General features: G+C 67.3%; 15 protein-coding genes. All 15 read right to left on the bottom strand.

The window, feature by feature from the left end:
• Window positions 1-4: 4 nt before the first annotated feature.
• Window positions 5-958: an acetyl-CoA carboxylase carboxyltransferase subunit alpha gene (locus EBB59_RS08385; protein ID WP_122101707.1), complete on the bottom strand. Its 954-nt coding sequence runs from the start codon at window positions 956-958 to the stop codon at window positions 5-7.
• 111 nt (window positions 959-1069) lie between these two features.
• Window positions 1070-2155 carry a toxic anion resistance protein gene (locus tag EBB59_RS08380; RefSeq protein ID WP_122101706.1) on the bottom strand — a complete coding sequence of 362 codons (1086 nt, stop codon included), beginning with the start codon at window positions 2153-2155 and terminating at the stop codon, window positions 1070-1072.
• Window positions 2152-2790 carry a hypothetical protein gene (locus EBB59_RS08375; RefSeq protein ID WP_122101705.1) on the bottom strand — a complete coding sequence of 213 codons (639 nt, stop codon included), beginning with the start codon at window positions 2788-2790 and terminating at the stop codon, window positions 2152-2154. The genes EBB59_RS08380 and EBB59_RS08375 overlap by 4 nt, the downstream gene beginning before the upstream one ends.
• Window positions 2787-8069 (bottom strand): DNA repair ATPase, encoded by a 5283-nt coding sequence (locus tag EBB59_RS08370; RefSeq protein ID WP_122101704.1) that lies wholly within the window; start codon window positions 8067-8069, stop codon window positions 2787-2789. Before EBB59_RS08370 ends, EBB59_RS08375 begins: the two co-directional genes overlap by 4 nt.
• 72 nt (window positions 8070-8141) lie before the next feature.
• Complete coding sequence (locus tag EBB59_RS08365; RefSeq protein WP_122101703.1) at window positions 8142-10085, bottom strand: flotillin family protein; 1944 nt, start codon at window positions 10083-10085, stop codon at window positions 8142-8144.
• 58 nt (window positions 10086-10143) lie between these two features.
• Window positions 10144-10758: an OB-fold-containig protein gene (locus EBB59_RS08360; protein WP_122101702.1), complete on the bottom strand. Its 615-nt coding sequence runs from the start codon at window positions 10756-10758 to the stop codon at window positions 10144-10146.
• The gene (locus EBB59_RS08355; RefSeq protein ID WP_158601751.1) at window positions 10755-11429 is read right to left on the bottom strand and encodes a PspA/IM30 family protein; all 675 of its coding nucleotides are present in this window, start codon (window positions 11427-11429) and stop codon (window positions 10755-10757) included. Before EBB59_RS08355 ends, EBB59_RS08360 begins: the two co-directional genes overlap by 4 nt.
• Window positions 11426-12067: a YjfI family protein gene (locus EBB59_RS08350; RefSeq protein ID WP_122101700.1), complete on the bottom strand. Its 642-nt coding sequence runs from the start codon at window positions 12065-12067 to the stop codon at window positions 11426-11428. The genes EBB59_RS08355 and EBB59_RS08350 overlap by 4 nt, the downstream gene beginning before the upstream one ends.
• A 63-nt stretch (window positions 12068-12130) precedes the next feature.
• Window positions 12131-15667, bottom strand: coding sequence for a DNA polymerase III subunit alpha (dnaE, locus tag EBB59_RS08345; protein ID WP_122101699.1), 3537 nt, complete (start codon window positions 15665-15667; stop codon window positions 12131-12133).
• A gap of 80 nt (window positions 15668-15747) precedes the next feature.
• Window positions 15748-16365 carry a ribonuclease HII gene (rnhB, locus tag EBB59_RS08340; RefSeq protein ID WP_211327717.1) on the bottom strand — a complete coding sequence of 206 codons (618 nt, stop codon included), beginning with the start codon at window positions 16363-16365 and terminating at the stop codon, window positions 15748-15750.
• A 117-nt stretch (window positions 16366-16482) separates the two neighbouring features.
• The gene (gene lpxB, locus EBB59_RS08335; protein ID WP_122101697.1) at window positions 16483-17646 is read right to left on the bottom strand and encodes a lipid-A-disaccharide synthase; all 1164 of its coding nucleotides are present in this window, start codon (window positions 17644-17646) and stop codon (window positions 16483-16485) included.
• Window positions 17643-18431, bottom strand: coding sequence for an acyl-ACP--UDP-N-acetylglucosamine O-acyltransferase (lpxA, locus tag EBB59_RS08330; protein ID WP_122101696.1), 789 nt, complete (start codon window positions 18429-18431; stop codon window positions 17643-17645). The genes lpxB and lpxA overlap by 4 nt, the downstream gene beginning before the upstream one ends.
• On the bottom strand, window positions 18424-18882 hold the full coding sequence (gene fabZ, locus EBB59_RS08325) for a 3-hydroxyacyl-ACP dehydratase FabZ (RefSeq protein WP_122101695.1): 459 nt from the start codon (window positions 18880-18882) through the stop codon (window positions 18424-18426). The genes lpxA and fabZ overlap by 8 nt, the downstream gene beginning before the upstream one ends.
• Window positions 18879-19916: a UDP-3-O-(3-hydroxymyristoyl)glucosamine N-acyltransferase gene (gene lpxD / locus EBB59_RS08320; protein ID WP_122101694.1), complete on the bottom strand. Its 1038-nt coding sequence runs from the start codon at window positions 19914-19916 to the stop codon at window positions 18879-18881. Before lpxD ends, fabZ begins: the two co-directional genes overlap by 4 nt.
• Window positions 19917-19923: 7 nt before the next feature.
• On the bottom strand, window positions 19924-22425 hold the full coding sequence (bamA, locus tag EBB59_RS08315) for an outer membrane protein assembly factor BamA (RefSeq protein ID WP_122101693.1): 2502 nt from the start codon (window positions 22423-22425) through the stop codon (window positions 19924-19926).
• Between the last annotated feature and the right edge of the window lie 15 nt (window positions 22426-22440).

Here is a 22440-nt window from a genome sequence, read left to right as displayed (position 1 = left end):
CGCCTCAGGCGTAGGCGCCGTAGCCGCGCAGGCGGCGGTAGCGGCGCTCGAGCAGTTCGTCCACCGGCAGCCGTTCGAGCTCGGCCAGTTCGTTCTTGATCACGGCTTTCAGCCGTTTGCCCATCTGCCGTGGGTTGCGATGCGCGCCGCCAATCGGCTCGCGCACGACTTTGTCGATCAGGCCGAGGTCTTTCAATTTCTTCGCGGTCAGGCCGAGTTGTTCGGCGGCATCCTTGGCCTTGTCGGCGGTTTTCCACAGGATCGAGGCGCAGCCTTCCGGGGTGATGACCGAATAGGTCGCGTATTCCAGCATGTTGGTGAGGTCGCCAACGCCGATGGCCAGCGCGCCGCCGGAGCCGCCTTCGCCCACCACGTTGCAGATGATCGGCACCCGCAGTTCGGCCATCTCTAGCAGGTTGCGGGCGATCGCCTCGCTCTGGCCGCGCTCCTCGGCGCCGACGCCGGGATAGGCGCCCATGGTGTCGATGAAGGTGATGACCGGCAGCTGGAAGCGTTCGGCCATCTTCATGAGCCGCAGCGCCTTGCGGTAGCCCTCGGGGCGCGGCATGCCGAAGTTGCGGCGCAACTTGGATTTGGTATCGCGGCCCTTCTGGTGGCCGATGATCATCACGCTGCGGCCGTCGATGCGGCCGAGACCGCCGACGATGGCGGCATCGTCGGCATAGGCGCGGTCGCCGGCGAGTTCCTGGAACTCGCTGGTCATCAGCTTGATGTAATCGTTGGTGTAGGGCCGCAGTGGATGCCGCGACATTTGCGAGACCTGCCACGGCGAGAGGTCGCGGAAGATCACCGCGGTGCGTTGGCGCAGCTTGCCTTGCAGGGCCTTGACCTCGGCATCGATGTCGACCGAATGGCCGTCGCTGGCCTGGCGCAGCTCCATGAGCTTGTTTTCGAGCTCGGCGATCGGCTGCTCGAAGTCGAGGTAATTGGGGTTCATGCGCGATGGAACCTGCGGCGCTTGGAGTGAGGATGGATTTTAGCGGATGGGGGGCGACGCCCCCATACGGCGGAGGCGGGACGTGCCGCCATGCCGGGCCGGCGGCCGCGCTCAGGCCGGATCGGCGGCGGTGGCGGCCAGGCGTTTTTGCACGTCCTCGCGCATGCGGTCGATCTCTTCGCTGGCCTGGCGGCGCTGGGCCATGCCCTCGCGGTGGATCTGGCGGACTTCCTCCACGGTCTGGATCAGCTTGTCGTTGACCATGCGCAATGTTTCGATGTCGAGCACGCCGCGCTGGTTGGCGCGGGCCGTGTCCACCGAGGTCTGGTGCATCAGTTCGGCATTGCGGCGCATCAGCTCGTTGCTGGCTTCGTCGATGGCGTCGGCCAGTCGCACGGCGTTCTTCTGGTCGGCCAGCGATAGCTGGATGGCGAACTGGTTGCGCCACATCGGTAGGGTGATGTCGCGCACCGCGCCGAATTTCTCGATCAACTGGAGGGCGTTGGCCTGGATCAGCCGGATCATCGGCAGGGTTTGTTCGGTGGCGTGCTGTAGCAGATGCAGGTCGGAGACGCGCTTGTCCAGCACGCGCAGGGCGGTATCAAGCTCGCCGCGGCGCATCCGCGATTCGGGGTCGTCCTGTCCGTCGAGGGCCGAGAGTTCGGCATGGAGTTCCGTCAGCCGTTGGCGGCCGGCGGCGACGTGGATGCCAAGTTCGCGGTGCTCCTCGCGGACGATCTCGTGCATCTGCTCGTATTCGCGCACGCGTTCCGACTGCCTTGCCTGGGTCTGGCCGACCTCGCGCATCAGTTGGTCGATCTGCGCGTTGGTGGTGCTGTATTTCTGGATCAGATCGTCTCGGCTGGCCTTCAGCTTGTCGATCAGGGGGCCGATGATCGGGAGTTTGGAGCGGTTGGCGAAGGCGTCCAGGTTCAGGCCGCGGGCGATCTTGACCACTTCGCCCAGCTTGTCGCCGGAGGCGTCCAGATCGGTGTTGCGCACCTTGTCGAGCAAGCGGGTGGAGAAACCGGTGGTGCGGGTGGCCGCTTCGCCGCCGTAGCGGTGCAGGTTGGCGGGCCTGATGTCGGCCAGGGGCTTGGCGGCTTCGGCGATGCGTGGCAGGTCGGCTTCGGTGAGGCCCAGTTGCTTCAGCGACTTATGGTCTGGCAAGGTGGCGAGGTCTTGTCCCTGGTTCATGGCGTGTTCCCGTTGGCGGTGTCGGTGAGGCGTCGTTCCAGCGATTGGAGTGCGTCGTTGGCATCGGCATACAGGCGCTGGTCGCGGTGGGCGGCGTCCACAATGCCGGTTTGCGCCAGCATGGGCAACAGGCCGGCGCGGATGGCGGCGAAGCGGCGGCCGAGTTGTCGGTGCCGCGCGCGCAGGGCGGTGTTTTGCGCGGCGCTCAGGTCGAACAGCAGGCGCATTTGTTGCAGGCGTTGCCGGATGGCGTCGGCGGCGGCGGTTTGCGTCTGGCCCAGGGCGGTGTCCAGCTCGCTTTGCATGGCGGTCACGGCATCGCATTGCGCTTCCAGCCGGGACAAGTGCGAGTCCCATTCCCGCGCCAGTTCGTCGGCACGATGCACCAGCAGCGGCCCCTGCGCACGCAGCAGTTCGGCTTCGGCCTGGATGTCGATGTCGCGCCCGAGCAGCCTGCCCAGCCAGCCGGCGCGGCGGCCGAGCGCCACTTTGTCGGTGGCGATGAAGGCCAGCCGGATGTCGTCGAACAGGGCGATGATGCGCGCCGTCGGCGACGGCCCGGCGATGAACGCGGCCTGGGCGGCTCGCACTTGGCGGGCGCGTTCGAGCAGCGATTCGGCCTGGGCGGTGGTCATGCCGGGTCGGGTTTGTCCGCGGGGCGGTGGCGTTGGAAGTTCACCTTGCCGAGTTCGCGGTCGAGTTTTTCCAGCGCGGGGTTCTTGGCGCGTGGCGCCGGTTTCCCGGGGCGTGCGGCGGTGGGCGGGCGCAGCAGCCCTTCGCGCAGGGCGTCGGCCAGGCGCAGCAGGGATTCGTTGAGCTGGGTTTGCCGCGTCTGCGCATCGGCCACGCTGGACAGCAGCGGGTCGATGCGCCGGGCGAGCGCGTCGGGCAGGTCGGCGAGCCGGGCCTCGTCCGATGCGCCGCGCTGGCCGATGGCGTGCAGGCTGGCGAGCAGTTCGGCCCAGGGCGCGGCTTCGGTCTGCACGGGCGATGTGGGTTTCAGCGTTTGCAGCCCGCCGGCGATGTCGGCCAGTTGCGCCACCACGCGGCCGCCGATGTCGGCATCGTCCGCGCCCATCGCCTTGTTGCGGAGGAAGTCGGCCTTGATCTGCGCCCAGCGCGCGGTTTCTCCGGCATCCAGGGTGCCGCGCAGTTCGCCCAGTTTCAGCAGGTTTTCTTCCGCGCCGGTGGTGAGCAATTGCGATTCGCCGAGGTAGTGGTCGGAGATGAGTTGCTGCAACTCGGCGTCGTTCATCACCGGGGCGATTTTCTCGGCCAGCTTGTTCATGTTGCGGTAGCTGCCCTGCAACTTGAACGGGGGTTCGGTGCGGTATTGGTCGGCCTGCGCGGCGCTGGCGATGTATTGCTGGTTGACCCGGTAGATCACCTGCCGCACCGCGATCAGCTTTTCCAGCGTGGCGGTGATGTCGTTGATCTCGGCCGCGCCATAGGCGTGGGAAAGCGTGCTGGTGGAAACCTCCTTGCCCAGCGCCTTGTCCACAAGTACGTGGAGGTCCTTGAGGTCGCGGGTGGCGAGCGGGGCCAGCACGGGGTTGGAGGTCAGGCTGTTTTCGACATAGCTCGACAGGAAGGCGTCCTCCATGCCGTCCAGCACGTCGCCCAGGTTGTAGATGTCGGCGCGGTTGGCCAGCATGTCGGGGATGCGGAACACTTCGCCGGATTCGGTATAGGGGTTGCCGGCCATCACCACCGCGAACTTGCGCCCGCGCATGTCGTAGGTACGGGTGCGACCCCGCCAGACGCCCTCGATGCGGCGAGTGCCGTCGGTGAGCGAGATGAATTTCTGTAGGAATTCGGGATGGGTGTGCTGGATGTCGTCGACGTACAACATCACGTTGTTGCCCATTTCCAGCGCCAAGTTGAGTTTTTCCAGTTCCCGCCGTGAGGTGGCGTCCGGCGCTTGCGCGGGGTCGAGCGAGCGCACCTCGTGCCCCAGCGCCGGGCCGTTGATCTTCATGAAGACCAGGCCCAGACGGTTGGCGACGTATTCCATCAGCGTGGTCTTGCCGTAGCCGGGCGGCGAGATCAGCATCAGCAGTCCCATCAGGTCGCTGCGCTTGGACTCGCCGGCCGTGCCCATCTGCTTGGCCAGGTTGTCGCCGATGATCGGCAGGTAGATGTCGTTGATCAGCCGGTTGCGCACGAACGACGTCAGCGGGCGGGCCTGGTATTCGGACAGACGCAGGCGTTCGCGTTGATCGGCGATGACCTGTTGCCGCAGTTTCTGGTAGCGGTGGAAGGCGGGCACGAACGCTTCACGATGATGGCCGAGGCGCTGGCGGAATTCGTCGATGGACAAACGCAGCCGGCCTTCGCCGATGCGCGGGTGTTCCCCGAGCAGGCCGTCGATCTCGGCTTCCAGTGCGGCGTCGTGGATACGGTGGGGCACGCTCTCGCCGATCAGTTTCAGCGCGGCGGCTTCCGGTGCGAAGCGCGCCAGCGTGGCGTGTTCGTCCTGCGCGGCGAGGGCGTTCAGCCAGTGCAGCATCAGCCGCCAGCGTTCGCCCGGGTTCTCCAGTGTGGCCAGCGATTGGCGGAAGGCGGCCAGCGAGCCGGCGTTGTCCAAGCGTGCGGTCAATGCCCGCGCGAGTTGTTCGGACTGCCGGCTGAAGCCGAGGTGGGTTTCGCCATCGGCCAGTTCGTCGGCCAGCCAGCCGGCGCTCTGGCGGGTGCTGCCTGTCTGGTGTTCGATGCCGTGGTCGTCGAGGAATGCGGCGATTTCGCCGGCCAACTGGTCGATGGCTTCGTTGAAGCCGTCATCGCGGCCGAACAATCGGCGCATCGCCGCCGCATTGACGATGCGCTCGCGCCAGAGCTGCTGGCCGCCGCCGATGTGGTGCCAGAACAAGGCGCCCAACGCACGCGCCAGCGGCGGGTGGATCAGTGTGCCCGCGCCGCGCTCAAGGGGCAGCAGGGCGCCGAGGATGCGTGCGGCATCGTGGTCGTGGATGCCCTTTTCGTAGCCTTCCCGGTAGCGTGGCGCGGCGAATTCGCGCACCAGGGCGGCGAGTTCGTCCGGGGCGGCGGCGGCTTGCAGCAGGCGTTCGTCATCCAGGCCATCGCGGCCCGCGCGGGCCGCCGCCATGATCTCGGCGGCCAGGTATTCGCCGCGATAGACCTCGGGCGATTCCGAATCCAGCGTGACGTGCCAGAACGGGCGGAGCGCGTCGAGCGCATCGTCCTCAAGCGGCTGCATGTAATCGGTGCCGGTGAGGTGTACGGCGAGGTGCTCGCCGCGCGGCAGCACGGTGAGGTCGAGCGGCTGGGGGTTGACGTTGAAACGGTGGCGGCCCATGCGGATGACGTTGCCGCCGTCCTCGAACAGGTCGTTGCGGTCGCGCAGTACGCGTACCGCTTGGTCGCGGGTGGACTTGAGCCGGGCTTCAACGTCATCGGCCTTGACCGGGTCTTTTAATTCGCGCAGGCGCTCGGATAGCTCGCGCAGCTTCAGCACCAGCGGGTCGGTGGCGAAAAAGGCGTTGAGCGCGTCCGGGGCGTCGAAGCGTTCGGTGCGTTTGGCCAGCCCGTCGAGGATGCGGTTGGCGGCGTCCAGCACCGATTGCGCCTTGCGTTGGCGTTCGTCCAGCAGGGCCTGTTTGTGCGTCTCGAAGGTTTCCAGCAATTCCTCGCGCTTGGCGAGGATGTCACCGAGAAACTGCTCGTGTTCGCCGAACTGGCCTTCCAGTTCCTCCAACTGCACCATGAGCCGCGAGAGCTGTTCGTCGGCGCGTTCCGGGGAGTTGGCCATGCCGAGCGCGCTGGCGATGGATTGGCCGAACAGCGCGAATTGCGCGCCGAATTGCGCGACCGCCTCGCTGGCGCCGAGCGTGCGGTGTTTTTGTTCGGCGCGCGCGCGGGCCTGGTTGAGCCGGGCATAGAGGCCGGAGATCGCCTCTACCACGCGGGCGCGTTGGTTGGCGTCATCCACCTTGAGGCTCGCCATCAGCTCGGAGAGCATGTTGAGATCGGTGGACATCGCGTTCATCGCCTGCACTTCCTCGCCGAGCAGGCGCGCGGTGTCGGCCTTTTGCGCGGCGGCGTCGAGCTGCTGGAGGCGGTCGTTGAGCGGGGCCAGGGCTTTGTCGCCGGCGAGGAATTCGCCGGTGGCCGTGCCGATGCGGGCATGCGCCTCGCGCAATTCGCCGGCCATCCGGTCGATGGCGGCGGTATCGATGTAGCGGTATTCGCGGATGGTGAGCAGGTGGCCGCGCTGGGTGGTGATCGCATTCAGCGCTTCGACGAATTCCTCGACGCGGCTCCACGAGTCCGGCTGCAAGCGGCCCAGCAGCCGGCGCTGTTCGGCGTGCGCTTCGCTCATCGCCGCATCGGACTGGGCGCGGATCGATTCGACTTTCTCGAATTCGTCCAGCACCGATTCGCCGGTCGCGCTGATCTCGTGCAGCAGGCTGGACAGGCCGTGGCAGTGAGTGTCGTCGATCCAGTGGTGTTGGTCGAACAGCCGCCGGGTCTGTTCGGTCAGCAGCAGGTAGCGCTGGGCGGAGACCTCGGGGGCATCGATGGCGCGGGCCAGGTCGTAGAGGTTGGAGATGCCGCGCACCAGTTCGGCATTGCCGAGCCGGCCCATGAAGCTGTTGCCGGGGGGCGTGGCGGCGGCGTATTCGTCGCTGGCGAAGGGCGTCAGCCAGAGCTGCATCTGGTGGACGCGGGTCGGCTCGTTGTTCTCGGCGTGGAACAGCACCATGCGGCCATCGGGCAGCCGCGCGTAGCCGTGGGCGAAGACCGGGTTTTGCAGGCCGCGCTGGATCAGGTTGTAGACGAACAGCGCGGCCAGTCCGCTTTCGCGTTCGTAGAAGACATAGAGCACGTCCTCGCCGTTGGGCGAGCGGATCGCGCGCTTGAACTGCATGCCGCGCATGGTGGCGTCGAACGCCTTGTATTCGCCGTTTTGCAGGTAGGAGCCGCCGGGGAAGATGATGCCGTGGTCTTCGGGCAACTGTACGCAGGCTTGCACGATGGCGTCGATGCGCGTCACCTTGCGGGTCAGGGTGTTGTAGACCAGCCCGCGCCATTCGCTTTCGCGGTATGGCAGCACCTTCAGCAGGATCAGCGAGCCGACGTGGGCGAACTCGATGCGGGCGTCGTCGATCGATTGGGTGGTGTCCTCCACCGGCTCGGCGAAGATGCCCTTGCCGGTTTCGGTGTTGTTCTCGATCTTGATGGTGAGGTCGCCGCCGGTGGTGTCGACGAACAGCGTGTCGAGGATGTTGAGGTGCGGGAAGCGCCCGCTGACCTCCATCTCGCGGCCGGCGCGCCGCCACTCGAAATCGAACGGCGCGGGCAGGGCGATGTCGCGCTCGCCGCGCGCGTCGATGTAGCTCACCTCGCCGCTGGCGGCGATCGACCAGCGGAACACCCGCATGTCGGTGCTGCGCTCGCCGATCTGGAAGGCGGCCAGGAGCTTGCCTTCGCGCACCACCAGTTGCAGCAGGCGGGCGTGTTTGTAGTAGGCGTACAACTCGTCGAAATCGCGGACGAAGGTCGGCTCGGAGAGGAAGGTGCCGGCGAAATCCACCGGTTCGACGTCGTGGCCCTGGTCGGTGTCCACCAGCCGGTAGAGGCCGAAAACGTCGTGCAGCGTGGTGGCGGTCTTGAGGCCGATGAAGACGTTGAAGCCGAACAGCAGCAGGTCGCCGACCTGCACGATGTCGCGGCCCACGCAGTTGTTCTCGCTGCGGATGCGGAAGCGCCCGGCTAGCGCCATGCGGCTGTCACCGAACTCGGCCAGACGCTCCTGGTTGAGCGTTTCCGCGGTCTGCCGCAGGCGTTCGCCCTGGGTTTCGAGGCGTTTTTTCAGCACCTCGTAGGCGCCGCCCTCGGCGACGGCCTGATCGACGGTGGGGGTTGGCGCGTGTTCGGCGGGGAAATCGGTCATCGGCTTGGCCTGTGTGTGCTGGCTTGGATGGGTGGCCCGTCCACCGTGCGGGGGACGGGCCGGGGGCGCGATTTATTCCTTCCGCGCCATCGCCAGCGGCGCGGACTCGGCGTCGTGCCTGACGCCGAGGTAGCGCTGCATCAGCTCTTGCACCAGCGGGCTTTTGGCGGCGAAGCCTTCCACCGACTTGCCCAGCGAGATGGCGCGCGAGAGCGAGTCGAACATGCCGCCCTCGCCACCCACCAGGTCGATGCGCGCGTTGCGCAGCGCGGTGGCGATGACCTCGGCGTTCTCTCGCGAGATTTCCTTGCCGGCCTCGATCTGCGCCAGCGCCTGCTCCAGGCTGGTTTGCAGCGCCATGCGGTATTCCTCGTGGCTGCGCGCCTCGTCGCTCATCTTGCCCATCGCTTCGAACTTGGCGACCAGCCCTTCGGCCTCCGCCGCCATCTTGCGCGCGGTGGCGTGCGCCTGGGCATCGCCCATCTTCGAGGCGCCCTCGGCCTCGGCGGCCATGCGCTCGGCCAGCACGCGGGCATCGGCGTTGCCTTGCTTGTATTGGGCCTCGGCCTTGGCCTCGATCACACGCGCCTCGGCCGCGCCGACCTTCTCGATGGCGGTGGCGCCGGCTTCCTTGACCAATGCTTCGGCCAGGCCCGGCGCGGCCCGCTCGGCCTTGACGCCCTCGGCCAGCGCTTTCTTGGCGTCGGCCTGGCGGGTGGCGGCGTCGAATTCGGCCTGCGCCAGCGTGGTCATTTCCACCGCGCGGTGCTTGGCGGCGGTTTCGCCGGCCTCGGCGGCCTTGATCTCGCGCACCAGCGCTTCCTGCGCGGAGGCTTCGGCTTCCAGCACGCGCACTTGTTTGGCGCGGTCGGCGGCGGAGACTTCGCGCACTTCGTTGATGCGCTCTTCCTCCATCGCCACGGTCTTGTCGATGGCGATGCGCTCGCGGGTGATGTTGGCCACGTCCATCACGCCCTGCTCGACCGCCTTGTCGCGTTCGACTTCCTGCAACTTGACTTCGCGGTCGGTGGTGACGGCTTCCATTTTGGTCGCGCGGGTGACGCGCTCGGCTTCGATACCCACCGCGCGGCGGCGGTTCTGCTCGGCCACTTCCACCTGGCGTTGCAGCTCCTGGTCGCGGATCTGGATCTTCTCCTCGGCTTCGAGTCGCGCCTGTTCGGCCAACAGCCGCTGTTCTTCCTTGACCTTCTCGGTTTCGGCGGACTCGCGGGCCTGGATGGTTTCGATCTCGCGTTTCTGGCGTGCTTCGGCCTCGGCCTGCTGGCGTTCCAGCGCCAGGGTGGCTTCGCGGGTCTCGACGTTCTTCTTGGTGATCGCCAGGCGTTCGTTCTGCGCCAGTTCGTTGGTGATGATGTTCTGCGTCGCGGTCAGCTCGGTGATCTTGCGGATGCCTTCGGCATCGAGGATGTTGCTCGGGTCGAGCAGGTTCTTCGGCGTCTGTTCCAGGTAGTCGATGGCGACATCCTCCAGCACGTAGCCGTTCAGGTCCTTGCCGATGACCTTGACGATCTCGTCGCGGAATTCGTCGCGTTTCTCGAACAGTTCGATGAACTCGAACTTCTTGCCGACGGTTTTCAGCGCTTCGGAGAACTTGGCGTTGAAGAGTTCGTCCACCGCATGGCGGTCGGAGGCGCGGTCGACGCCGACGGCCTTGGCCACCTTCAGCACGTCCTCGGTGGTTTCGTTGACGCGCAGGTAATAGGCCACGGTGATATCGGCGCGCATGTTGTCGCGGCAGATCAGGCCCTCCTTGCCGCGGCGGTCGACCTGGAGGGTGATGAGGCTGATCCGCATCACTTCGGCCTTGTAGAGCACCGGGATGATCAGCGCGCCGGTGAAATGCACCTTGGGCTTGGCGCTCATGTCGTTGACGATCAGCGCGGTGCCTTGCTCGACCTTGAGATAGAACGCCTTGAAGATGACGATCAGGCCGAATATCAGGATGATCAGGACGCCAAGCCCGACCAGGAACGGAAGGATCATTTCCAGTGTCATTTGCACAACTCCTTGAAGGCGGATGCGGGGCATCCGGTGAGGGGGAGGAACGAATCGGTCAGCGGTTGAAGCGGGCCTCGGAAATCACCCGCCAGGTGTTGTCGGCGTCGCGGTATTCCAGCAGCACCACGCGGTCTCCGCGCTTGAACGTGTCGGGCGCCCTGGCGCGTACTTGCAGGCGCAGGCCGGCGCCGCCGTCGTCGAACTTGGCCATGCCGTCTTTTTCGTCCACTCGCGGGGTGGTGACGGTGCCGACGCGGCCAAGCAGCGAGGGCGGGACGGCGGGACGCAGCCGGGCGATGAATTTTCGCAGCGGGCGCAGCAGTAGCGAGCTTGCCAGTACCGCCGGGGCCAGGGCCAGTACGGCGGTGACGATGCCGCCGGCCAGCCGCAGCGCGCCGGACAACTGGCCGAGCAGCAGCAGTTGCACGAAGTAACTGATGATCCAGCCGAAGAACGTCACCAGCGCCAGTGCCACCATCAGCGGCACGCCGCCCAGCCCGAAGCGCGCCAGCACGCCGGTGGCGGCGGTGGAATCGGGCGGTTCGGCATCGCCGAAATCCAGGTCGAGGATGCCGAAGGCGGCCAGCAGCCAGTAGATCGCGCAGAACGCGAACAGCACGCTCCACAGCACGGTGGGGAAGGTCAGCGTGGTTTGTAGAAAGGCGTTCATGGGTGTTTCCCGGTGGGCTTGCGGGCGGGGCTTGCGGGGGCGGCGTCGGCGCGGGCGCGTAGGCGCGCCAGCACGGCGTCGGCGGCGCTGGTGTGTGTCGTGGCGGGCTTGCGTGGCGTTTTCGTCCCCTCTTGCTTGGCCGCGCGGGCGCGTTTGACCGAGGCTACCGCGCTTTCCGGGTGCGGCGCGTCACCGGGCTGGCGGCGCGCCACCGCAGCTTGCGCGCGTTGCAGGATTTCGCTGGCGCGCAGGGTATCGAATTGATGTTTCAGCCGGCGCTGCTTGTGTTCGCCCTGTTCGATGACGCGCAGCATGGCGCGCTGGTGCTGGCGCAGTTGCCTGAGCGCCTGCCGCTCGTCGTCGCGGGCGGCTTCGCGCCGGGCGATGTCGCCGGCGATTTCGGTGGCGTCGCGCTTGCGTCGCGCTTGCAGTGCGGCGATCGCCTCGCTCTCCAGCACGCGGATCTCGGCCGATAGCGATTTCTCGCGTTCGGCGGTGGTGAGGATGCGCGCCTTGGTGGCCGCGGCTTCGTTTCGCCAGTCGCGCAGGGCTGTGTCGATTTCGCGGATTTCCTCGTCCAGCATGCGTTCGGCGGCCTGGCCGCGCAGGGTTTTCTCGATCTGGTCGACTTCGGCCTGCAAGCGTTCGAACAACTCGCGCAGCGGGCTCACGATGCGTCCCCGGCGGCATGTTCGGGTTTCAGGTAGCCGAGCCAGGCTTCGCTCGCCTCGATCACGTTGCCGGCCAGCGCTTCGATTTCGAACATCAGGCTGGCCAGGCTGGAACGCACGTCCAGTGCGCCGAACATGGTGTAGCCGGCCACGCCTCCGACGGTCTCGATGCCGACGGCCGATAGTGGCAGTAGTTTGTGGGTGGCCAGGACGTGGGCATTGAAGGCGGCCGGATCGGCCACCGCCGAGAGCGGCCACAGCCAGCATTCGGCGATCACTTGTTCGCCGCCGATGGCGATGAACATCGACAGGCCGCCGTATTCGTGCAGGGTGAGATGCAGGCCGGGGTCGAGGCCCGCGACCCATTCCAGCCCGATCAGGCCATCGCCGGCGGCGCTGGTCTGGCCGAGGGCATGGTGGATCGATGAAAGGCTCCAGCGGTTGCCGTCGTCCGTCCACGGGCCGGGCGCGGCGGTCTCGGGGCCGGATTCGCGCATGCGTTTTTCGATGGCCGTGAGTTCCCCGGCGTATTCCGGGCGGATCCAGACATCCTTCTTCACCAGCCCGGCCTGGCGCATCCGCTCGCGGTAGGCGCGCTGGTGCAGGGTGGAGGGGCTGGGGGTCCGGGAGGCTTTCATGTAAGCGAAGTTATGGCTTACATGAAAGGGTGTCAAGCGTGGGTGGGCGGCATCCGGGGCGGGTCAGGCCCAGGGCTTGCCCAGCGCCAGCCTGACGGTGCGCACGCCGGGCGTGGCGCGCAGGCTGGCGGCGAGATCCTGGCCGATGCGCACGCCGCGCGCGCCGTTGAGGTCGAGCTGGCCGGCGGCGCCTTCGCGCAGCAATTCGAAGCGGATCGGGGTGGGGCCGGGGCGGTGGGCGTCGAGCAGGGCGTCGACCGCCTCCAGCGCGCCGGGTACGCGCAGGTCGAGGCGCAGGGCGAGGCGTTGCGCCAGGGTGGCGCAGACCTGGGCCCAGTCCCAGCAGCGCCGCGCGCGCAGGCTGAAGCCGCCGGAGAACTCGTCCTCGCGCAGGCCGCCTTCGATGATCAGGATGCGTTCGCGTGCGAGGAGGGCGGCGTACTCGTCGAAGGTCTCGGCGAAGAAAGCGCATTCGATACGGCCGCGCCCGTCTTCGAGCTGCACGAAGGCTTGCGATTCGCCCTTGCGCCGAAGCCCGGTGATCTGCCCGGCCAGCACCACGGTTTTTTCGCTGCGCCAGCCGCCTTTCTTGTCGTCCGGCCGTTCGCTCCAGACCCGCTCCAGTTCGCCGAGGTGGAAGCCGACCATTTCGCGCAGGTCGTCGCGGTAGGGATCCATCGGGTGGCCGGAGAGGTAGAAGCCCAGCGTGTCGCGCTCGTGTTTGAGCTTTTCGGCCAGCGGCCAGTCGTGGGTTTCCGGCAGTTCGATGGCGAGTGCGGGGGTGCTCGACTCCACCGTGCCAAACAGCGAGACCTGGCCGGCATCGCGTTCGCGCGCCATCTGCTCGCAGGCTTTCATCGCTTCGGGCACCTGCTTGAGCAGCGAGGGGCGATTCACGCCCAGCGCGTCCAGCGCCCCGGCATGGATCAATGCCTCCAGCGTGCGCCGGTTGAGCTTGTTCGATTCCACCCGCTGGCAGAAATCCAGCAGGTCGGTGAACACGCCGTCGCGTTCGCGCGCTTCGATCACCGCTTCGCAGGCGCCACGTCCGACGCCCTTCACCGCGCCGAGTCCGTAGCGCAGGGTCTTGGGATCGACCGCCTCGAACATGTAGGCCGAGGCGTTGACGTCGGGTGGCAGCACGGTCAGCGTCATCGCCCGCGCTTCGTCGAGGAAGCCGACCACCTTGTCGGTGTTGTCCATGTCCGAGGACAGCACCGCGGCCATGAACTCGGCCGGATAGTGCGCCTTCAGCCAGGCGGTCTGGTAGCTCACCAGGGCATAGGCGGCGGCGTGCGATTTGTTGAAGCCGTAGCCGGCGAATTTTTCCAGCAGGTCGAAGATCGGGCCGGAGATTTTCGGCGCGATGGCGTGCGTCTCCAGCGCGCCGGCTTCGAACTTGGCGCGTTCCTTTGCCATTTCCTCGACTTTCTTCTTGCCCATCGCGCGGCGCAGCAGGTCGGCGCCGCCCAGCGAGTAGCCGGCCAGGATCTGCGCGGTCTGCATCACCTGTTCCTGGTACACCACCACGCCGTAGGTGGGCGAGAGCACCGGCTCCAGCAGCGCATGCGGATAGACCACTTCGGCGCGGCCGTGTTTGCGCTCGATGAAGTCGGGGATCAGGTCCATCGGGCCGGGGCGGTAGAGCGAGACCAGGGCGATGAGGTCTTCGAAGCGGTCGGGCATCGCCCGCTTCAGCAGCTCGCGCATGCCGCGTGATTCGAACTGGAACACCGCCACGGTATCGCCGCGGGCGAAGAGTTCGTAGGTTGGGGCGTCGTCCAGCGGCAGGGCGGCGATGTCGAGCGGTTCGTTTTCGTCCGCCGCCGCGCCGCCGCGGCGGCGGCGCGCGTTGATGGCCTTCACCGCCCAGTCGATGATGGTCAGCGTGCGCAGGCCGAGGAAGTCGAACTTGACCAGGCCGATCGCTTCCACGTCGTCCTTGTCGAACTGCGTCACCGGGTTCTTGCCGCGTCCCTCGGCGTCGTGTTCGGCGAACAGCGGGCAGAACTCGGCCAGCGGCTCGGGCGCGATCACCACGCCGCCGGCGTGCTTGCCGGCGTTGCGGGTGAGGTCTTCCAGCCGCAGGGCGAGGTCGAGCAGGTCGCGGACGTCTTCGTCCTCGTTGTAGCGGGCGATCAGTTCGTCGCTGCGCCAGGCATCGTCCGTCCGCGATTTCTCGGTGCGGCCGAGCGCGTCCTCTAGGCCGATGCCGAGCGTCATCGGGACGAGTTTCGCCACCCCGTCGACCAGGCCATAGGGGTGGCCCAGCACGCGGCCGGTATCGCGCACCACCGCCTTCGCCGCCATCGTGCCGTAGGTGATGATCTGGCTGACGCGCTCGCGGCCGTATTTTCGGGCGACGTAGTCGATCACCTCGTCGCGGCGATCCATGCAGAAGTCGATGTCGAAGTCCGGCATCGACACGCGCTCGGGGTTGAGGAAGCGCTCGAACAGGAGGTCGTAGGGCAGCGGGTCGAGGTCGGTGATGCCGAGTGCCCAGGCCACCAGCGAGCCGGCGCCGGAGCCGCGTCCCGGCCCGACCGGAATGCCGTGCTGTTTGCCCCAGTTGATGAAGTCGGCCACGATCAGGAAGTAGCCGGGAAAGCCCATCTTGACGATGACGTCCAGCTCGCGGGTCAGGCGTTCGTCGTAGTCGGCGCGGGTCTTGCCGGGGGCGAGCGGCTGTTTTTCCAGCCGCGTCCGCAAGCCGTCGGCCGCCTGCCGGCGGATCCAGGTTTCCAGCGTGTGCTCGTCGGGTACTGGGAAATCCGGCAGGTAATAGGTGCCGAGGTTGAGGCTGACGTTGCAGCGTTCGGCCAGCCGCAGGCTGTTATCGATGGCATCGGGCGCATCGGCGAACGCGGCGGCCATTTCCCCGGCGGATTTCAGGTATTGCTGGTCGGTGTAGTCGCGCGGGCGCTTGGGGTCGTCGAGCACGCGGCCGGAGGCGATGCACACGCGCGCCTCGTGGGCGTCGAAGCCGTCGCTGTCGAGGAAGCGCACGTCGTTGCCGGCGACCAGGGGAATGCCGAGGCGCGAGGACATCGCCATGGCGAAGCCGTTGAAGGCTTCCTCGCCCTCGCGGCCGGTGCGCGAGACCGAAAGGTTGAGGCGGTCGCCGAAGCGCGCCAGCAGGTCGCGCAGGTGGGCTTCGGCATGATCGTGGCGGTTCATCGCCGCGAGCTGGCCGGCTTCGGAGGCGCGTCCGGCGATGGCGATCAGCCCGTCGAGGTTTTCCTCGTCCAGCCAGTGCGGGTGGATGGCCACGCCCTCGTTGCGATGACCTTCCATCCAGGCCCGCGAGATCAACCGCGACAGCGCCTTGTAGCCGGCGTTGTCGCGGCAGAGCAGGGTCAGCCAACTGGCCGGTTCGCCGGGCAGGCCGACGGCGAGATCGGCGCCGGCGATCGGCTTGACGCCGGCGCTCTCGGCGGCCTTGAAGAACTTGACCAGCGCGAACAGGTTGTTGCGATCGGTGATCGCCAGCGCGGGGATGTCGCGCTTCGCCGCCGCGCCCACCACTTCCTTGATGCGGACGGTGGAGTCGGCGAGCGAGTATTCGCTGTGCAGTTGCAGATGGGCGAAGCGGGCGGACATGCGTTCCCGTGGGCGCGGTGCGCGGGACAGGGCGTCAGGGTAGGGATGGGGAGCGGTGGGGGCAAGGCTTGACTTGCGGCTCAGCGGTGTTTTTCCAGTGCCCGACGTACCGGCGCGAAGTTGCGCCGATGCGCCGGGCAGGGGCCGTGCGCGTGCAGCGCGGCCAGGTGCGCGGGGCTGGGATAGCCTTTGTGCCGGGCGAAGCCGTAGTGCGGAAATTCGAGGTCGAGTGCGCGCAGGCGGGCGTCGCGGGCGGTCTTGGCCAGGATCGAGGCGGCCATGATCGCCGGGTCGATGGCATCGCCGCCGATCAGCGCCTCGGCCGGGCAGCACAGCTCGGCCGGCAAGCGGTTGCCGTCGATGCGGGCGAAGCCGGGCGCCGGCGACAGCCCGGCCAGGGCGCGCGCCATGCCGGTCAGGGTGGCTTGCAGGATGTTGAGGGCGTCGATCTCGGCGGCTTCGACGAATTCCACGCGCCACGCCAGCGCGCGCTCGCGGATCAGCGGCGCCAACGCCTCGCGGCGGGCTTCGGTCAGTTTCTTGGAGTCGTCAAGCCCGGCGATCGGGCGCATCGGGTCGAGGATCACCGCCGCCACCGCCACCGGCCCGGCCAGCGGGCCGCGCCCGGCTTCGTCCACGCCGGCGACCAGGCCGCTTCGCGCGGCGTTGGCGAACAGGTCGTCGGCCTTGGTCAGCATTGAGGAATGGGGGCGGCGAACATGGGTGGCCATCGTTTCATCCTGCCAGGGGCGCTGGCAACCGCGGCCTTGCCCGGGCCGGATGCGCGAGGGGAGAAGCGCCGCCCGCGATGGCGGTCAGGGCCGGGGCGCGAGCAGCTCCGCCACGGCATCGGCGGCGCGGCGCGAGGCATCCTGGCGCAGTTGGCGGTGGATCGCTTCGAAGCGCGGGATCAACGCCTGGCGGGCGGCGGCGTTCTCGAACCCATGCAGTACGGCGCTGGCGAGATTCCCGGGGGTGCATTCGTCTTGCAACAGTTCTGGTACCAGCGCTTCACCGGCCAGGACGTTCGGCAGGCTGACGTGGGCGGACTTCAGCAGGCCGAAGGTCTTGACGATGCGATGCGTCAGCGCCGAGACGCGATGGCCGACGACCATCGGCCGCTTGCATAGCATGGCTTCGAGCGCGGCGGTGCCGGAAGCGAGCAGCACGCCGTCGGCGGCGATCATCGCCGTCTGCGCCCGGCCGTCGAGCAGGCGGATGGCATCGGCGGGGAAGGATTGCCCGGCCAGCATCGTTTCGATCCGTTCGCGCGCCTCGGGGTTGGCGGCGGGCACCAGCAGGCGCAGTGAGGGGATGCGTTCGCGCACCTGCCGCGCGGCGTCGAGAAAGGCCGGCAGCATCCGTTCGATCTCGCCCTGACGCGAGCCGGGCAGGACGGCCAGCACCGACGCCGTGTCGGGGAGGCCAAGCGCTTGGCGCGCGGCGGTGCGGTCGGGCCGCAATGCGATCGCATCGGCCATCGGGTGGCCGACGAAGACCGCATCGACACCGTAGCCGGCGTAGATCGGCGGCTCCATGGGAAACAGGCAAAGCACGCGGTCGGCGGATTGGCCGATCTTCGCCGCGCGCGATTCGCGCCAGGCCCAGACGCTGGGGCTGACGTAATGCACGGTGCGGATGCCGCGCCGCTTCAGCCATTTCTCCACGCCGAGATTGAAATCCGGCGCATCGATGCCGATGAACACGTCCGGTTGCCAGTTCAGCGCGCGTCGCCGGAAGTCCGTGCGCAGTTTCAAAAGGCGCGGCAAGTGCGCCAGCACCTCGGCCAGGCCCATCACCGCCAGTTCCCGCGCGTCGTGCCAGGCGTCGAGACCGGCGGCGCGCATCCCGGGCCCACCGATGCCGGCGAACTCCGCGTCGGGGAAGCGCGCCCGCAGTTGTTCGATGAGCCCCGCGCCGAGCAGGTCGCCGGAGGCTTCGCCGGCGCACAGGGCGATCCGGGGCCGGCGCGGGGTCATCGCAGCAGCGGGCGTTCGCCGGCCTCGATGAAGTCGAGGAGGGCGCGTACGTCGTCGCTGCCGGCGGCGATCTCGGCGATTTCGGCCTTGGCTTCATCGAGCTTGGCGTCGCCCATGTACAGCGCGCGGTAGGCGCGCTTGATCGCGGCGATGCGGCTGGCGTCGAAGCCCCGGCGCTTCAGGCCCTCGGCGTTGATGCCGCGCGGGCGCGCGTATTTGTCCTGCGCCACCATCAGATAGGGCGGCACGTCGCCATTGACGAAGGCGCCCATGCCGATGAAGGCGTGCGCGCCGATCCGGCAGAACTGGTGGATGCCGGCGAAGCCGGACAGGATCACCTGGTCTTCCACCGTGACGTGGCCGGCGAGCGTGGCGTTGTTGGAAAACACGCAGTGGTTGCCGACGATGCAGTCGTGCGCCACGTGCACGTAGGCCAGCAGCCAGTTGTCGTGGCCGATGCGGGTGATGCCGCCGCCATCGCCGGTGCCGCGGTTGATGGTGACGAATTCGCGGATGGTGTTGTCGTCGCCGATGTCGAGGGTGACGCGCTCGCCGGAGTATTTCTTGTCCTGCGGGTCGCCGCCGATGGCGGCATGGCCGTGGATGCGGTTGCGCGCGCCGATGCGGGTGGGGCCGTGGATGCCGCAATGCGGGCCGATGACCGTGCCGGCGCCGATCTCGACTTCCGCGCCGATGAAAGTGAAAGCGCCGACTTCGACATCCTCCGCCAGCCGTGCGGCGGGATCGACCACGGCGCTGGGATGGACGTGGGCCACTTCAGCCATCCACCTCGGCGCAGAGGATCTCCGCGCAGGCCACCTGCTGGCCGTCTACCCAGGCGGTGCCGGCGTAGAGCGTCATGTTGCGAATCTCGCGCTTGATCGACACGTCCATTTCCAGGCGGTCGCCGGGCACGACCATGCGGCTGAACTTGGCGCCATCGACCTTGACCAGATACGAGAGCTTGCCGGCCGCCTCGGGGGTGCCGCGCGAGAGGTGGCTCAACAGGCCGCCGGCTTGCGCCATCGCCTCGATCACCAGCACGCCCGGCATCACCGCATGGCCGGGAAAGTGGCCGTTGAAGAACGGCTCGTTGACGCTGACGTTCTTCCAGGCGCGCAGGCGCTGGCCGGGGTCCAGTTCGACCACGCGGTCGACCAGCAGGAACGGATAGCGGTGCGGCAGCAGTTGGCGGATGGCTTCCACGTCCAGCGGCAGTTGCACGGTCTGGCTCATTGTTTCCCTTTGTCGTCGCCGTCGCGTACTTCGCGGAACAGCTTGTCGAGTTGCTTGAAACGCGCGGCGCTCTTGCGCCAGGCACGATTGTCCATCAATGGCGTGCCGGAAGAATACTCGCCCGGTTCGCGAATGGAGTGAGTCACCAGGCTCATCGCGGTGATCATGGCTTGATCGCAGATTTCGAGGTGTCCCAGCACACCTGCGGCCCCGCCGATCAGGCAATAGCGACCGATCTTCGCGCTGCCGGCCACCGCCGAACACCCAGCCATCGCGGTGTGCGCGCCGATCTGGACGTTGTGGCCGATCTGGATCAGATTGTCCAGGCGCACATCGTCTTCGAGCACGGTATCGTCGAGCGCGCCGCGGTCGATGCAGGTATTGGCGCCGATCTCGCAATCGTCGCCGACCGTCACGCCGCCGAGTTGCGGCACCTTGAGCCAACGGCCGCCGCTTTCGCCGCCATGCTCCATCGCCAGGCCGAAACCGTCGGCGCCGAGCACCGCGCCCGGGTGGATGCGCACGCGCCGGCCCAGCCTGACGCGCGTCACCAGCGTGACTTGCGCGATCAGCTCGCAGCCGGCGCCGACCACGCAATCCTCGCCGATCACGCAGCCAGGGCCTATCGCCGCGCCGGCGCCGATGTGCGAACGCGCCCCGATGCTGACGAACGGGCCGATGTGCGCGGAAGGATCGACCACCGCCTCCGGCGCGACCGCCGCGCTCGGGTGGATGCCCGGCGGATACGTCGGCGCGGGTTCGAACAGCGCGGCGATGCGGGCGAAGGCGGCGTAGGGGTCGCGGGCGACGAGCGCGGTCATCGGCGCGCCTTCCGCGTCGGCCTCGCGCATGACCACGACGCCGGCGCCGCTCTCGGCCAGTTGCGCGCGGTAGCGTGGATTGGCGAGAAAGGCCAGTTGCGTCGAGTCCGCCCGCGCCAGCGTGGCGACACCCGTCACCCGGGCGCCGCCATCGCCCCGTAGGGTCAGCCCGAAACGTTCCGCCAGTTCCGCCGCGTTGAAGCCAGCCGTCATGTCGTGGTCAGAACGCGCCGGCGAAGGTGAACTGCAAGCGCTCGATGCGGTCGCCCGGGTCGATCATCGCGCCGTTGGGGCCGAAGGTGGCGTCCTTCTTGCGCAACGGCAGCGCGTAGCTGATCGAGATCGGTCCCATCGGAGAGCGCCACATCAGCGAGAGGCCAGTGGAGGCTCGCAGTTCCTTGGCGTCCCAGCTCTTCCAGTCGGTGAACACATTGCCGAAATCGACGAAGGCCGAGACCCGCGCGGCCGGGCTGTTGATCAGTTTCGGGAAGAACATCTCCAGCGTGCCGATGGTCTTCACCGAGCCGCCGATCGGCTGCATGTAGCCGCCAAAGGGGCTAGGCACGCGCGGGCCGAGGGTGTTGTCCATGAAGCCGCGCACCCGGCCCGCGGACGACACGCCGCCGGCGTAGAAGTTCTCGAAGAACGGCAGGCCGCCGGCGCGCACGGTCTTCACGTAGTCCGCGGAGTTGATCATGCAGGGGTTGCTGGGTGGCCGCGGGGGCGGGGGAGTGGGATTGGCCGTGGTAGGCGGCGTCGGCGGGGTATAGCAGAGGTTACGCTCCAGGTTTTGTCCGTAGGAGTCGCCGTAACCCACGTTGAAGCCGGTGTTGAGCACGAACGATGGACTCAGCGGCCAGTACTTGGAGAACTGGTAGTCCAGCTTGTAGTACTGCACGGTGGAGCCGGGCAGGGTGGCCTCCAGCGACACACGCTGGTAGGTGCCGGCCGAGGGGCGCAGGGCGTCGTTGCGGGTATCGCGCGCATAGGCCAGCTGGGTGCGCCAGGAATGGAAGGTACGATTGCCGACGGCATTGATGTAGTCGATGATCACTTCCGGCGTCGAGCCGCTGATCGCTGTCACCTTCTTGCTGTCGATGCCGAGCATCAGGCTCACGGTGTCGTATTCGGTGATCGGCACGCCGAAGAATGCCTGGGCCGCGCCGGCATTGGTCGAATACTGGGCCACGTTGAAGTTCGAGAAATTGAACTCGCTCCACCACAGGTTGTAGCCCAGCGAGACGCCACTGTCGGTGAAGTAGGGGTTGAGGAAGGAGAATTCGTAGCGCTTCTGGTAGTAGGAGCGCAGCGCCGCCACCGAGACCCGGTTGCCGCTGCCGAGGAAGTTGTTTTCCGAGAGCTGGCCGCTGATCTGCACGCCCGAGAGCTGCGAATAGCCCAGCGACAGCATGACCTGGCCGGAGTTGGTCTCCTTGACCTTCACTTCCAGATCGACCTGATCGTTGCTGCCCGGCACCGGCGCGCTTTCGATGTCCACGGCTTCGAAATAGCCCAGTTGTTGCAGGCGGATCTTGGAGCGGTCGATCGCCGCCTGTGAATACCAGGCCCCTTCGAACTGGCGCATTTCGCGGCGTAGCACTTCGTCGCGAGTGCGGTTGTTGTCCTTGAACACGATCCGGCGCACGCTGACGCGCGGGCCGGGGACGACCTGCATGGTGATGCCGACGGTACGCTTCTCGCGGTCCACGTCGGGAACCGGGTTGACCTGGGCGAAGGCGTAGCCGATGTTGCTGAGCGAAGCGGTGATGCTCTCGGTCGCCGCTTCAAGGCGCGCGCGCGAGAAGACCTGATCGGGCTGGACGAACAGCGCCACTCGCTTTTCCACCTCGTCCTTCGGCAGCACGGTGTCGCCGCCGACGGCCACGCTGGAAATCTTGTACTGCTCGCCCTCGCTGATGCCGGCGGTGATGTAGACATCGCGCTTGTCGGGGCTGATCGAGACCTGGGTGTTGTCCGGCCCGACCGCGGCGTCGATGTACCCGCGATCCAGATAGTAGGACTGGAGCTTCTCCAGGTCGCCGGAGAGCTTTTCCTTCGAGTACTGGTCGTCGCGGCGGTACCAGCTGAGCCAGTTGGTGGGGCGCGATTCCCAGTTGTCCAGCAGTTGCTTGTCGGCGAACAGCGCGTTGCCGATCACGTTGACGTGGCGAATCTTGGCCGCCTTGCCCTCCTTGATCTCGATGGCGATGTCGACGCGGTTGCGGTCGAGCCGAGTGACCTGGGGCTTGATCTCGACGTTGTACTTGCCGCGATTCTGATAGGCGCGGGTCAGTTCCTGCTGCACGCGGTCCAGGCTCATGCGGTCGTAAGTCTCGCCCTCGGACAGGCCGATGTCCTTCAGACTCTTCATCAATTGCTCGGTTTGCAGGTCTTTGTTGCCGCTGACGCTGAGCTTGTTGATGGCCGGGCGTTCCTTCACGGTGAGTACCAGAATGCCGTCCTGGCGGTCGAGGCGGATGTCCTCGAAGAAGCCGGTCTTGTACAGGGCGCGGATCGCCTCGGCGGCCTTGGCATGGTCGAGACGGTCGCCACGCTCCACCGGCAGGTAGGTGAAGACGGTGCCGGCCGAGATGCGTTGCAGGCCATCGACGCGGATGTCGTTGACGGTGAACGGTTCGATCGACTGCGCCAGGGCGGGCATGGCAAGGGCGGAAGCGAGCGCCAGGGCCAGCAGGCGGCGACGGTGGGGGGTTCGCGTCATTACGGAGGTCCGGTT

It is taken from the genome of Solilutibacter pythonis (assembly GCF_003697345.1).
Taxonomy (GTDB): domain Bacteria; phylum Pseudomonadota; class Gammaproteobacteria; order Xanthomonadales; family Xanthomonadaceae; genus Solilutibacter; species Solilutibacter pythonis.
This window is presented reverse-complemented; position numbering and strand designations above follow the sequence as displayed.

Excerpts from the sequence above, each read along its gene's own strand:
- dnaE (WP_122101699.1), bottom strand. The coding sequence starts at position 15,667 with ATGTCCGCCCGCTTCGCCCATCTGCAACTGCACAGCGAATACTCGCTC.
- EBB59_RS08365 (WP_122101703.1), bottom strand. The coding sequence starts at position 10,085 with ATGACACTGGAAATGATCCTTCCGTTCCTGGTCGGGCTTGGCGTCCTG.
- EBB59_RS08380 (WP_122101706.1), bottom strand. The coding sequence starts at position 2,155 with ATGAACCAGGGACAAGACCTCGCCACCTTGCCAGACCATAAGTCGCTG.
- rnhB (WP_211327717.1), bottom strand. The coding sequence starts at position 16,365 with ATGCTGACCAAGGCCGACGACCTGTTCGCCAACGCCGCGCGAAGCGGC.
- EBB59_RS08350 (WP_122101700.1), bottom strand. The coding sequence starts at position 12,067 with ATGAAAGCCTCCCGGACCCCCAGCCCCTCCACCCTGCACCAGCGCGCC.
- lpxD (WP_122101694.1), bottom strand. The coding sequence starts at position 19,916 with ATGACGGCTGGCTTCAACGCGGCGGAACTGGCGGAACGTTTCGGGCTG.
- EBB59_RS08375 (WP_122101705.1), bottom strand. The coding sequence starts at position 2,790 with ATGACCACCGCCCAGGCCGAATCGCTGCTCGAACGCGCCCGCCAAGTG.
- bamA (WP_122101693.1), bottom strand. The coding sequence starts at position 22,425 with ATGACGCGAACCCCCCACCGTCGCCGCCTGCTGGCCCTGGCGCTCGCT.
- lpxA (WP_122101696.1), bottom strand. The coding sequence starts at position 18,431 with ATGGCTGAAGTGGCCCACGTCCATCCCAGCGCCGTGGTCGATCCCGCC.
- lpxB (WP_122101697.1), bottom strand. The coding sequence starts at position 17,646 with ATGACCCCGCGCCGGCCCCGGATCGCCCTGTGCGCCGGCGAAGCCTCC.
- fabZ (WP_122101695.1), bottom strand. The coding sequence starts at position 18,882 with ATGAGCCAGACCGTGCAACTGCCGCTGGACGTGGAAGCCATCCGCCAA.
- EBB59_RS08370 (WP_122101704.1), bottom strand. The coding sequence starts at position 8,069 with ATGACCGATTTCCCCGCCGAACACGCGCCAACCCCCACCGTCGATCAG.
- EBB59_RS08360 (WP_122101702.1), bottom strand. The coding sequence starts at position 10,758 with ATGAACGCCTTTCTACAAACCACGCTGACCTTCCCCACCGTGCTGTGG.
- EBB59_RS08385 (WP_122101707.1), bottom strand. The coding sequence starts at position 958 with ATGAACCCCAATTACCTCGACTTCGAGCAGCCGATCGCCGAGCTCGAA.